Raw genomic sequence first — 12,094 nt, forward strand, 5'->3', positions numbered from 1 at the left:
ATTTATATTTACGAATGAGTATTCTAAATCGATCCAGCTTCAAAGACAAGGCTTTTAAGATGCGCGAAGACGCAATTCTTGACGCCACCGCGAAAACCCTGGGCGTCAAGGGTTTTGATCTGATGACGATGGACGACATCGCCATCGAGGTCGGTATCTCCAAGCCCAGCTTATACAAGCATTTCAAGTCCAAGGAAGATCTGGTTTGCGAAGCCATGATTCGGCTGATGAATGGAGCGCTGGAGCGTCTTGATGATTTGCCAAAAGAGGCAACGCCACGCGAGCAACTAAAGGCATTGCTGGAGTGGGCACTAAGGGTGCGGCTGACCGGCGGCTTGCCGTTTCTTCCCTCAACCAGTCCTCATGTACGCAAGATGCTTACACGCAACTTGAGGTATGTCACACGCGTACTCAAGCTGCATAATCGGCTCAAGAAAATCGTTGGGCAAGGCAAAGCCAAGGGTGAGCTCAGCACCAGCCTGCCCGATGACGTGATCCTGTTCTCTTTCTATGCCAGAACCTGCGACCCGTCAGTCGAATATCTTCAGCTCTATAGCAAGCTGGATGACGATGCCATCGTGCAACATATGCTGAAGGTCTGCTTTGAAGGCTTACAGTAGCTTTGCCCCGGGAACCAGCGCCATGCCCAAATTCGAACGCGGCCTGATGTGGTTTCGGCGCGACTTGCGCCTTGAGGACAATGCCACCCTGGTACAGGCGTTACGCGAATGTCGCAGGCTTTTTTGTGTTTTTGTCTTTGATACCGACATTCTGTCGACACTTCCTGCGGATGACCGGCGCGTCGCTTTTATTGACGACTGCATCACCGAACTTGATGCTGAGCTGCGGGCGGCCGGCGGTGGGCTGATCGTTCGCCATGAGGCTGCGCATAAAGCAATACCCGATTTGGCGCGAAGCCTGAATGCAGACGTCGTCTTCGCTGGCCGCGACTACGAGCCTGAAGCAAAATCGCGCGACCAGCGGGTGGCTGCCGCGCTCAAGCTGGAACAGCGTCATTTTCTCCAGTGCAAAGATCAAGCCATCTTCGAAATGGACGAAATTCTTAATGGGCAAGGCGAACCTTATAAGGTGTTTACGGCCTACAAAAACGCCTGGCTCAAGGCACTGCGCCCGACGCATATTGAACCGTTTATCAATCAGCCGCCATCAGGCACGTTGGCGCCGCCGCCAGCCCAGCTGACGCAACGCCCCTCCCTTAATGATATTGGTTTCAGCCATCCAGCGCATCCGATTCCCGTAGCTACCGGCAGTCGCGGCGCTCAGGGTTTGCTTGCTGATTTCCTGCCACGCATGGATCTCTATCACGAACGCCGGGATTTCCCCGCCGTTAAAGGGCCGAGCTATCTGTCCGTGCATTTGCGCTTCGGCACCATTTCAATTCGCGCCCTGGCCCGCGAAGCCTATCCCGCCATGCAAGCAGGCAGCGTCGGTGCGGCGACCTGGTTAAGCGAACTGATATGGCGTGATTTCTATTTCATGATTCTGCATCACTTTCCCCATGTCGCTGGACAAGCATTTCGCCCTGAATATGATGCCATTTCATGGGAATGCGGCCCCGAAGCTGACAAGCTTTTTCGGGCCTGGTGCGACGGCATCACAGGCTATCCCATCGTGGACGCTGCCATGCGCCAGTTGAACCAGACCGGCTATATGCATAATCGACTCAGGATGGTCGTTGCAAGCTTCCTGACCAAAGACCTGGGTATAGACTGGCGCAGGGGCGAACAGTACTTCGCCCGGCAACTGAACGACTTTGACCTCTCGGCCAATAATGGGGGTTGGCAATGGGCCGCATCCACAGGCTGTGATGCGCAGCCTTACTTTCGAATATTCAATCCCATCACACAATCGCGCAAATTCGATGCACAGGGCCACGTCATTCGACGCTACGTTCCCGAGCTCGCGGCTCTTTCCAGCAAAGATATCCATGCTCCGTGGCTGGCTCAGCCAACTGCGCTAGTCCACGCCGGGATAACGCTGGGCGTCAGCTACCCTATGCCCATCGTCGATCACGGCTGCGCGCGCAAGGTAACCTTGGCGCGCTACGGGATATTGAAAGACTGAACCCACAAAAGAACCCACCCCCATTCCCTCGCCAACCGCGCTGGTTAAAAACGTCCGAAACATACGCCAAAAGGAGGGTGGAGGGATTTTCTGTCATACTTCGTATAACATATATTTCATCTTGCATGTGGATCGGTATGATCGCAGGTTCCATTGCTTTTATTGTAAGGTTCCTCTAAATGCCCCGTCCCCAAACCATGTCAGCCAGCTTTCTATATACCTTGTTGGAAAGTATTGATGATATGGTCATTGTTACCGAGATTGACCCCCTAGATGCTCCAGGCCCGAAAATTGTTTATGTAAATAAGGCATTTACCGACATCTCCGGCTATACGTTCGAAGAAGCAGTGGGGCAAAGCCCCCGCATTCTTTAAGGGCCCGGCACGGATCGCAAGGCTCTGGACCGTATAAAGCTAGCACTACAGCAACAGCGCGAATGCCACGAAGAGGTTCTGAACTATCACAAGGACGGCACCCCTTATTGGTTGCACCTGCATATCGTGCCATTGCCTGATGAGGCTGGCAAAGTACGTTACTTCGGTGCGATCGAACGCGACATCACCGTGCAGCGCAAGCAAACGGAACGGCTATTGCGCCTGGCGCACCGCGATGTGCTGACCGGCCTGCCTAATCGAGCCGCCCTGGAAGAAAAGTTCCGCAGCCTGTCCATCAGGCCATCGGCGCGCGGCCATTCGCTTGTGTTGCTGGATCTGGATGAATTCAAACAGGTGAATGACACTTACGGTCACCTTGCCGGCGACGAATTACTTAGAATGTTTGCGACCTTACTATTGTCGAATCTTCGCCGGGATGATTTCGTGGCTCGCCTTGGGGGTGATGAATTTGTCATCCTGCTGCCGGATACACTACTTGAAGATGCGCACCAGGTGGCCCAGAAAATCGTTGCTGGAAGTTTTGAGCTTGAAATTAAAAAGAACAATCCAATCCAGTTTGGATCAAGCGCCGGAGTAACTGCGTTATTGTTTGGCGAAGGCTTGAACTCTGCCATGGCTCGGGCCGACAAGGCGTTATATAGCGCAAAGTCAGGCGGAAAGGGAACAGTAAAAATCAAATTGAAAAGCGCCACTCACGAATGAAACACCCTCGGCAGTGATGCACGTCAACCAATCTACACAGAGCATCAACCAATGTTCATTACTTCAACTGACCACCCTTCATCGGCTTCTAAATGCACGGCATGCCGGGATGGACATGGCCTGAATTTTGATTTCACAATGGCGTTTCAGCCCATCCTGGATCTTCACACCGGGCGGCCGTACGCATATGAAGCACTGGTTCGAGGGCTGCAAGGCGAATCCGCCGCGACAGTCCTCGCCCTGGTCAACGACGGCAACCGATATCAATTCGACCAATCATGCCGCATCAAGGCCATAGAACTGGCCAGCAGCCTTGGGTTGCAGGATTTGCCGGACTGCAAACTGAGCATCAACTTTCTGCCTAACGCCGTCTACCAGCCCGCAGCCTGCATACAGGCCACATTGAAAGCTGCCCGCCAGTGCGAATTTCCGCTGGAAAGGCTCATGTTCGAAGTAACCGAAGGCGAACAGCTGGACGACCCGGCACACCTCGTAAATATTTTCGAGGAATACCATCGACACGGATTCACGACAGCAATTGATGATTTCGGCGCCGGATATTCAGGCTTGAACTTATTGGCCCGATTCCAGCCACACGTGCTCAAGCTTGATATGGAGCTGACCCGCGACATTGACAGCAATGTGGCGCGGCAAGCCATTGTGGCGGGCGTCGTACTGATGGCCGAGAAACTTGACATCCTGATAATAGCCGAGGGAATCGAAACCCAGGCCGAATGCGATTTGTTGAGCGACTTGGGCGTTCGCTATATGCAAGGTTATTTATTCGCCCGACCGACGATTGGCAAGTTGGTGTAACTTAAAACCCCACACTTACATTCCGGGTCAGGGTAGTGGCAATTTCACCGGCGCGCTGGCCGGACTTGTATTTTTTTTGTAGCATTACGCGTCAGGGCAACAGCGCATCGGCCCAAACTACCAGATGATCGGAGAACACGGTCGACAGATCGCGCAGGCTACATATTCCATCTTCTTGTTTCTTCAAAAGCTGGTTGGTTTCCTTGCTGACCGGAATCGAAGATTCCGAGCGGATTTTCCATTCCAGAGGCGTTTGCCTGGAGCAAATTGAGTGCGGGTTGTGGTTACAACGCGGACAGTCAAGCTCTTGAAATCTCCTGGGTCGACCCCAAAATAATCACTGGAAGCGCCACGGCGTGTGCCGCGACGCATGGTTCAACCGTCAAAAAGGAGAGTCTTATGTTCCGACCCTTGTTTGCCCGAGACATATTCGCGGAGCTGGATCGTCTGCAGCGCGAAATGCAGGACGCGTTTGGCCTGTCACCCAGCATTCGCGGCATCGATCGGGGAGGATTTCCCGCGCTAAACGTTGGCGGAACGCCACAATCAGTGGAGGTTTACGCCTTTGCACCTGGTCTCGATCCGGCGACGATGGAAGTGAGTCTGGATCGTGGTTTGCTAACTATCGCCGGCGAACGGAGCCCGGAACTTCCTTCCGGCGACGATGAAAAAGCCACCGTACACATCAATGAGCGTTTCAGCGGCCGATTCCGGCGGGTAGTGAGCTTGTCGGACGATGTGGATCCCAGTACGGTATCCGCCGACTATCATGACGGCGTGCTGCACATCCACATGAAGCGCCAGGAATCGGCCCAACCCCGCCGCATTACTGTGGAATGAAATCGGAGAATCAATCATGAACGATACGACTGCAATTGCCCGAAACGAACAGGCTTCCCGTGCTGCGACTACCCGCGCCGACGCCACTCAGCGCAGCGATGAAGCCCTGATGCCGCCGGTGGATGTGATCGAAGACAGCACCGGCATAACACTACGCGCCGATCTTCCAGGCGTGCCCAAAGACAAGCTCAAACTGCAGGTGGAGGCGGGCACTCTGACGATCGAGGGCGAAGTGAGCATTCCAATGCTGGAAAGCATGGAGGCGACTTACGTCGAGGTCCGTCTACCCCGCTTCCGGCGGGTGTTTACGCTGTCCAAGGAACTCGATACCGGCAAGGTTTCTGCCGAGCTCAAGCAAGGTGTGCTGAGTCTGCGCATTCCGAAGGCCGAGCATGCCCAGCCGCGCCGAATCGACATCAAGGTAAGCTAAAGCGAACGGCCGCCCCTCGCACGAGGGGCGGCCGCTCAGCTGTCCGGATCACAACATACGGTTGAAAAACTGTAAGGGATCAAGCAAAGTTTCAAGTCGCTGCTCGCGAGTATCGGGATTAAATCCATTTAACTCGAAAGGTGAGCGCGCTGTGGGCATGGTGCAGGAACATCGTGGCGAGTATCCATCGTTGTGGGCGACCATCGAAACGATTGCCCCGAAGATCAACAGTCACGTCGACCGCGGAGAGTATAGGCAAAAGACTCGCTTTTTAATTACCTGAATTTACCCCGCACTTGACACCACCTTTAGGTTTGGGCCAAATTTGGGCCAAATGGGCCAGGAAAATGAGGTAAAATGCAGGAACACTAGGTATAGAAAATTCTTATTTTTCAATAGCTTAGGGTGGCCACCTGGGCAGCAAAAACGCACTTGTAATGCGAAGGTCAGGAGTTCGACTCTTCTAACCGGCACCAGTAGATTCAAGCACTTACGCCAATCCGCAAGGGTTGGCGTTTTGCTTTTCCGTCATCCCACTCATCCAGAAGTTCGTCTAGCAGTTTTTCTTCTAACGAATAAGTTTTTGCCCTAAAAAAACGTACAAAATCCGCAATCGATTCCGTTGCGAATATTTCTTTTGTTTCGTATAATTTGTTTAAAATGACTTTGACCTATCCATTTGCTGTGGCAGGAATTTGACTCAAATTCCTGCCACAGCAAATGGAACTTACAGCGCTGCAAAGTTGTAAGCATTGAAGCCCTGGAGAAAATGACATGTCAAACGACCTCGATCTGGATATGGTCCTGGACAATAAAGAAGATGTGGAGCTTGCAAAAGCCGCACAGCGTTGCATAGTTAGCGCACTGGATCATTCTAAAGCGATCAATATCGCGATAATTGAAGATGGCGTCGAGCGGCATGATGGATCGCCTCTACTGCGCTTGCCTCCTAAGGCTTTGCGGCTTATCGCCGACCTGCTTGGCTCATTAGCCCAGGGTAAGGCTGTCGCCATAATACCGAAGGAGCTTGACGTTACGACGCAAGAAGCTGCCATGTTTTTGAACGTCTCCCGCCCTTTTCTCGTACGACTGTTGGAGGACGGCAAGATTCAATATCACAAGGTCGGGACACATAGAAGAATACGCTTTGAGGATGTAGTCAAGTACAAGGAAAACAGGCGGAAAATCTCAGAAGCTGCTCTGCAGAAACTAACTGACCAAGCTCAAGAGATGGATATGGGCTATTGATTAATGGCCGGATCGTATAGCTACACCGTCATTCTCGACGCCTGTGTTTTGTATCCAGCGCCGTTGCGGGATTTACTGTTGAGTCTTGCTGAGGCCGACGTATTCCGCGGGCGCTGGACATCATCCATTCACGATGAATGGACCAGAAATGTATTGGCTAAACGTCCGGATCTAAAACCTGACACTCTGAATCGTACTGTGGAGCTAATGAATGAGGCCGTCGATGACTGTTTGGTAGAAAATTACGAATATCTTATCGACTCTCTGACCTTGCCAGACGAAAATGATCGACATGTTCTCGCGGCAGCTATTGCTGGGCATGCCGATGCGATAGTTACTTTCAATCTCAAAGATTTTCCTAGCGAGATTGCAAACGCACATGGCCTAGAAATATTGCATCCCGATGATTTTCTAGTCGCACAATATGACTTGGCTCCAGTAAGAATGCTAAAGGTCGTCCAAACGCTCCGTGAACGACTCAAAAATCCACAACGAACCGCACAAGAGCTAATTGCCACATACCTCTCCCAAGGCTTGCCACAAACTTGTAAATTACTGGAAGACGCAATTGGATTAATCTGACTGGCGAAATTACCCAAGTCCCTTAGCCAAGTCTGCGATGCGTAAATGCTTATGTGGTTTCAACATTTCAAGCGTCTTATGCCCGGTTCGGCCTTCCTTAGAAAAACACCAGGAGCCATACAAAAACAACCAAAATGATACCTGTACTGCGAAGGTCAGGAGTTCGACTCTTCTAACGGCATCAATAGATTCAAGCATTTACGCCAATCTGGCCAATCCACAAGGGTTGGCGTGTTGCTTTTCCGGCCTCGTGATTGCACGGCAACAAACACGAAGCTGGCTGTTGCATTTATTGGCCTGCTCTGCCCTACGATGCCAGACGATAAGGAATTCTCCGCAACCGGCTCAGGCTAAGCACAACGGCCACCGCCGTCGCCGCCACCGCAATCCACATGCTTACCTGCACCGCTTGCCGTTCCAGGGCTGGAGCGCCACCCTGCGCAATCACGGCCAGCAGCACACCCACCAGCGCCGCCCCCAGACATTGGCCAAACGTACGCATGATGGCCAGCACCCCCGAGGCATAGCCGCTGTTCTCACGCGACACGTTCGACAGCATTTCACGGTTATTGGGGCTTTGAAAACAGCCGAAACCGACCCCGCACAGAAAACAGCGCACGCCTATCTCCCAAACCTCCGGCTGCCGAGGCAACAAGGCGAGCGAAACCAGGCCCGCCACCAACGCGAACAAGCCGACAGTGGAGATCATGGCGGGTGAATACTTGTCGGCAAGTCGCCCGGCATGAGAGGCGACCAGCACAATACCTACCGGCCATGGCGTAAACAACAGCGCTGTTTCAAACGCGCTGTAGCCGTATACGTTCTGGAACAGGAACGGCAGCGCCACAAAGGTAATGCCCTGCCCCACGAATGACGCCATTGAGGTCAACGCCGCCAGTGAAAACCGGGTTGACGTAAAGATAACAGGAGGCAGAAGGGGTTGCCTGGCATGGCGCAAGCGCCACACAAACCCCACGCCGGCCACCAACGCGATCAGGGCATACCAGCCGTCGCCCGGCATCGTTGCGTGATTGGCGGCCATGATCAACGCCCCCACCAGCACGGCGGACAGCAATGCCCCGGGGGTGTCGAAAGGCTCGCGCACAGCCGCTGTACGCAGGGGAAGGGCCTTCATGGCAATCACCAGCGCAATCACACCGGGAACAATGTTCAAGGCGAACAGCCACTGCCAGCCCCAGGTGTCGAGCAGTGTGCCGCCAACAATCGGGGCAATGGCCGTGCTGGCGGCGATCAGCAACGCGTTCAAGCCCAGAACCCGACCCAGCAGGCGGCCGGGAAACACCGACCGGAGAATGGCCGGCCCAATGCTGACCACGGCCGCCCCACCCACGCCCTGCAATACCCGCATGGCAATCAGCGCAAACGCATCGGACGCCAGCGCACAGCCCGCAGACGCCACGGTGAACAACGCAAGGCCAAACAGGAACAGCGGTCGAAACCCGAAGCGGCTGGCCAGCGCCGCGAAAATGGCCAATGTCATGGCCACCGACAGCAGATAACCATTGGCAAACCACACTGCCACAGCCGGTGAAACCTGCAGCGCACCGGCCATCTTCGGCAACGCAATATTGATCACGGACCCATCGAACACCACCATGACGGTAGCGGTCATCAGTGCCGCCATGACGGCGGCACGCTCACGGCCCGGCAGCCCTTCGTCGCCAGGCTTGTCTGTAAATAACTCCATGGAATCGCACCTCATTGTCGTTTAATTCATTGAAGAAATATAATCGCGGCAAGAACAAGGCGGAAGACGCACCAATTGCACTCATATATTGCATGGCACGCATGCATATTGTTTTGTCACGACACGGTTTTCACAACAACAAGGCGCGATACGTATGTCCGAACCTGATTTCAACCTGCTGATGGCGCTTGATGTGCTGCTTGCCGAAGGCAGTGTGGCCGGCGCGGCGAGGCGCGCCGGCCTGAGCACCTCGGCGATGAGCCGCACGCTTGGCCGACTGCGTGAAGTAACCGGCGACCCCTTGCTGGTGCGGGCAGGGCGCCACATGGTTCTGACCCCTTATGCGCAGGCAATCCGTGAGCGAACCCGCAATGCGGTCCTCGAAGCCCGGGCACTGCTGCAGCCCGCGGTTTCCGAACTGAATTTATCCTCTCTGGATCGTGTTTTTGCCATACGGGCCAACGAAGGGTTTGTCGAGGCGTTCGGTCCTATGCTGATTGCCGCTGTGGCCAGCGTGGCGCCACGCGTATGTTTGCGCTTCGCGCCCAAAATAGAAAAGAATTCCCGCTATCTTCGTGAAGGGCTGGTCGACCTGGAAATCGGTGTGGTCAGCGACATGGGGCCGGAAATCCGCCTTCAGGCGTTGTTTCGAGATCATTTCGTCGGCGTGGTCAGAGCCGGCCACCCCTTGCTGTCCGAGCCGGTAATCACCGCCGAGCATTATGTCTCGTACGGCCATGTGGTCGCCTCGCGCCGAGGGCTTTCTCATGGCCCGGTCGACGACGCGCTGGCCGAAATGGGCTTGGCCCGCAAGGTGGCCAGTGTAGTGCCCGGGTTTCCAGCGGCACTGGCGGTGGCGATGGCGTCGGACTTGATCGCACTGCTTCCCGCTTCGTATCTGCCCAATCAATCCGCAGGCAGGCAAAGAGCAGCGGGGTTTCAGACGTTTGATCTTCCCTTTCCGGCTGAGACCATCACGATTTCACAAATGTGGCACCCGCGCCTGGAAGTGGAACCGGCACACCGCTGGTTGCGGCAACTGGTACGGCGGGTTTGTCGGGAACAAGTCATTCCCGGGGAAGACTAGACGTTTCGGTCCGTTCCGCCTGAAAGAGTGCAGTTTCAAGAAAACCGCATCGCTCGTATCGTCCTGCTGCGTTATTTACCCTTCAGCGGCCTGAAGGCGCGCCATGATCGCGGGCTTTCAGGCGCCGGTGCAAGGTGCTGCGATGTATGCCCAACTTGCGCGCCGCAAGACTGATGTTGCCCTGGCAGGCTTGCAGCGCCGCGTCGATGGCGGACTGCTCGAGATCGCACAGGCGGGGGCTTGCGGGTGTTCCGGGCATGGAGGGCGCTGGCGCGCGGGCATCGATGGCAGACAGCGGGAGCGGTCGCGCCGCACGGATCTCGGCAGGCAGCATGTGCGAATCGATCGGCTCCTGGTCTGGATACAGGCACAGCAGCCGACGCATGACGCTGTGCATTTCCCGGTAGTTGCCGGGCCACGCATAACGACCGAGCGCGACGAGCGCATCGGGGGTGTAGCGGCCCCCTTTCAGCATGAAGCTGCGTTGCAGGAACTGCGCCAGGTCGTCGCGCTCGCGCAGCGGCGGCAGGCACACCTGCAGGTCTTGCAAACGGTAATACAGATCGGCGCGGAACGTGCCGTGGTCCACCATGGCCTTGAGGTCGCGGTTACTGGCACTGATCAGGCCGAATTCCAGTGGGATGCTTTTTTCCGACCCGAGAGGCTGAACTTCGCGTTCCTGCAGCACGCGCAACAGCCGCGTCTGCAAGCCGAGCGGCATGTCGCCGATCTCGTCCAGGAACAGGACGCCCTTGTGCGCCTGGCGCAGCAGGCCGCGCGCGCCCTCCCGCCGGGCTCCCGTAAAGGCCCCGCTTTCGTAACCGAACAGTTCCGACTCGACCAGGCTCTCGGGCAACGCGCCGCAATTGATGGCGATAAAACGGCCACCGCACCAGATGGATTGCGCGTGGACGCGGCGCGCCAGGACTTCCTTGCCGGTTCCGGTTTCGCCTTGCAGCAGCAGCGCCAGCCCCGCATTGGCGGCGCGCACGGCCTGCTCCAGCCGCACGCACAGGGCCGGATCGAATTCGGGCGCGCTGTCGATGCCGCCTGCAGGCGTTGGCCGGACAGCCACGGGATGGAGGCGGGGCCCCGGCGCATGCAATGTTCCCACCAAAGGCTTGCCGTTATGGCTGCGCAGCGCACCGGTCGAGGTTCCCTGCGACAGTCCGCCATCGATCCATTGTTCGAGGGGGCTGCCGATCAGGCACCAATCGGTATCCAGCAGTTGCAGCGCGGCGGGATTGGCTCCCGCAATGCGCCGCGCGTCGTCGATCAGAAGAATGGCTTGCCCGACACCGCCGAGCCGCGTGGGATCGGCCTGGAATACCAGCCGCCGCAGCGGTGTGTCGTGCAGAATGCGATTGCCGATCAGACTGGCATACATCTGTACCAGGCCCAGCGCGTAGCCTTGCGTTTCTTCGGCAGGGCCTGAAAGATCGAGTACGCCGAGGATGCCGCCGGTGCCGGAGAAGACAGGAGCGGCATGGCAACTGAGTATGCGGTTGCTGGGCAGGAAGTGCTCGGCACCGTGCACACGCACGGCCCGACCGTCGTGCAGGGCCGTGCCGACCGCATTGGTGCCGCGCATGGATTCCGCCCAGCTTACGCCAGGCTGCAGGGCTACGCGGCGCGCCCTGCCGAGGAAGGTCTTGTTGCCGCTTTCCTGCAGGATGAGGCCGCTGGGATCGGCCAGCAAGACCACGCTGTGGGCGGCCTCGGCCAGGGATTCAAGCGCGGCGATCTCGGGCCGGGCCAGCTCCAGCAGGCGGCGCTGCGACTCGCGCCGCACGTTGAGATCGGCCAGCGACAGCGGAGCTGGGTCGCGCAGCAGGGCAGGGTCGAGGTCGGCGCAGCGTTCCCAGGAACGCTGGATATGCGAGGCGGGACTGTGGCCGACGGTAGCGGCTGTTCGGGCTGACACGTGTAGCGATGGCGGCATGGACATAGTATTCCCCATGTTGCGGATTGCGTCGCAGCGGTGTCGCAAGCTGCGTGGCATGGTGTCGCAAAATGCGACAGGCCATTGTTTCCATTGCGTTTTACAGAGCCAGTATGCCATGTATGCGGGCCCTTTGAAAGGCATTCCCGGACCCTGTACAGCATCGGATGGGCGCGAGCGCGTACTGGGCCAAAGCCGCCGCCGATGTCGGTGGCGAAATCCGCAACGCGCTTCTGCGGTCACCACAAAACCGTGCTGG

The 12,094-nt window shown here is 56.4% G+C and carries 11 protein-coding genes and 1 pseudogene; 10 read left to right on the forward strand and 2 right to left on the reverse strand.

Annotated elements, in window-relative coordinates; all coding sequences use genetic code 11:
- Positions 1-14: 14 nt before the first annotated feature.
- The 9 genes and pseudogenes from LSG25_RS14870 to LSG25_RS14910 all read left to right on the forward strand — a co-directional run bounded on the left by LSG25_RS14870 (position 15) and on the right by LSG25_RS14910 (position 7,098).
- On the forward strand, positions 15-620 hold the full coding sequence (locus LSG25_RS14870) for a TetR/AcrR family transcriptional regulator (protein WP_132476187.1): 606 nt from the start codon (positions 15-17) through the stop codon (positions 618-620).
- Between the two features lie 22 nt (positions 621-642).
- Entirely contained in the window at positions 643-2,085 is a 1,443-nt protein-coding gene (locus tag LSG25_RS14875; RefSeq protein WP_232741689.1) for a deoxyribodipyrimidine photo-lyase, read from the forward strand.
- Between the two features lie 197 nt (positions 2,086-2,282).
- Positions 2,283-2,660, forward strand: a pseudogene (locus tag LSG25_RS14880) (PAS domain-containing protein); the annotation flags it as partial.
- A complete protein-coding gene (locus tag LSG25_RS14885; protein ID WP_255696753.1) occupies positions 2,649-3,182 on the forward strand; it encodes a GGDEF domain-containing protein in 534 nt (177 codons plus the stop codon). The pseudogene LSG25_RS14880 and the gene LSG25_RS14885, both read left to right, overlap by 12 nt.
- 138 nt (positions 3,183-3,320) lie before the next feature.
- Complete coding sequence (locus tag LSG25_RS14890; protein WP_370635881.1) at positions 3,321-3,998, forward strand: EAL domain-containing protein; 678 nt, start codon at positions 3,321-3,323, stop codon at positions 3,996-3,998.
- Between the two features lie 399 nt (positions 3,999-4,397).
- A complete protein-coding gene (locus LSG25_RS14895) occupies positions 4,398-4,838 on the forward strand; it encodes an Hsp20/alpha crystallin family protein (RefSeq protein ID WP_232741691.1) in 441 nt (146 codons plus the stop codon).
- Between the two features lie 16 nt (positions 4,839-4,854).
- A complete protein-coding gene (locus LSG25_RS14900) occupies positions 4,855-5,268 on the forward strand; it encodes an Hsp20/alpha crystallin family protein (RefSeq protein WP_370635882.1) in 414 nt (137 codons plus the stop codon).
- A gap of 774 nt (positions 5,269-6,042) precedes the next feature.
- Positions 6,043-6,516, forward strand: a complete 474-nt coding sequence (locus tag LSG25_RS14905) for a helix-turn-helix domain-containing protein (protein ID WP_232741692.1) — start codon at positions 6,043-6,045, stop codon at positions 6,514-6,516.
- Positions 6,517-6,519: 3 nt separating this feature from the next.
- On the forward strand, positions 6,520-7,098 hold the full coding sequence (locus tag LSG25_RS14910; protein WP_232741693.1) for a PIN domain-containing protein: 579 nt from the start codon (positions 6,520-6,522) through the stop codon (positions 7,096-7,098).
- A 307-nt stretch (positions 7,099-7,405) separates the two neighbouring features.
- On the opposite strand, the gene LSG25_RS14915 is transcribed toward LSG25_RS14910, so the two are convergent.
- Positions 7,406-8,806, reverse strand: a complete 1,401-nt coding sequence (locus LSG25_RS14915; RefSeq protein WP_232741694.1) for an MFS transporter — start codon at positions 8,804-8,806, stop codon at positions 7,406-7,408.
- Between the two features lie 154 nt (positions 8,807-8,960).
- Between LSG25_RS14915 and LSG25_RS14920 the strand changes: the two genes are divergently transcribed.
- Positions 8,961-9,893, forward strand: coding sequence for a LysR family transcriptional regulator (locus LSG25_RS14920; protein WP_232741695.1), 933 nt, complete (start codon positions 8,961-8,963; stop codon positions 9,891-9,893).
- Between the two features lie 82 nt (positions 9,894-9,975).
- Here the strand turns inward: LSG25_RS14920 and LSG25_RS14925 are convergent, their stop codons facing one another.
- Positions 9,976-11,835: a sigma-54-dependent Fis family transcriptional regulator gene (locus tag LSG25_RS14925; RefSeq protein WP_232741696.1), complete on the reverse strand. Its 1,860-nt coding sequence runs from the start codon at positions 11,833-11,835 to the stop codon at positions 9,976-9,978.
- Positions 11,836-12,094 lie beyond the last annotated feature (259 nt).

The organism is Paralcaligenes sp. KSB-10 (assembly GCF_021266465.1).
Taxonomy (GTDB): Bacteria; Pseudomonadota; Gammaproteobacteria; order Burkholderiales; family Burkholderiaceae_B.

What these genes read in the sequence shown, in the direction of transcription:
- LSG25_RS14870 (WP_132476187.1), top strand. Translation starts at nt 15, where the DNA reads ATGAGTATTCTAAATCGATCCAGCTTCAAAGACAAGGCTTTTAAGATG.
- LSG25_RS14875 (WP_232741689.1), top strand. Translation starts at nt 643, where the DNA reads ATGCCCAAATTCGAACGCGGCCTGATGTGGTTTCGGCGCGACTTGCGC.
- LSG25_RS14890 (WP_370635881.1), top strand. Translation starts at nt 3,321, where the DNA reads ATGGCGTTTCAGCCCATCCTGGATCTTCACACCGGGCGGCCGTACGCA.
- LSG25_RS14895 (WP_232741691.1), top strand. Translation starts at nt 4,398, where the DNA reads ATGTTCCGACCCTTGTTTGCCCGAGACATATTCGCGGAGCTGGATCGT.
- LSG25_RS14900 (WP_370635882.1), top strand. Translation starts at nt 4,855, where the DNA reads ATGAACGATACGACTGCAATTGCCCGAAACGAACAGGCTTCCCGTGCT.
- LSG25_RS14905 (WP_232741692.1), top strand. Translation starts at nt 6,043, where the DNA reads ATGTCAAACGACCTCGATCTGGATATGGTCCTGGACAATAAAGAAGAT.
- LSG25_RS14910 (WP_232741693.1), top strand. Translation starts at nt 6,520, where the DNA reads ATGGCCGGATCGTATAGCTACACCGTCATTCTCGACGCCTGTGTTTTG.
- LSG25_RS14915 (WP_232741694.1), bottom strand. Translation starts at nt 8,806, where the DNA reads ATGGAGTTATTTACAGACAAGCCTGGCGACGAAGGGCTGCCGGGCCGT.
- LSG25_RS14920 (WP_232741695.1), top strand. Translation starts at nt 8,961, where the DNA reads ATGTCCGAACCTGATTTCAACCTGCTGATGGCGCTTGATGTGCTGCTT.
- LSG25_RS14925 (WP_232741696.1), bottom strand. Translation starts at nt 11,835, where the DNA reads ATGCCGCCATCGCTACACGTGTCAGCCCGAACAGCCGCTACCGTCGGC.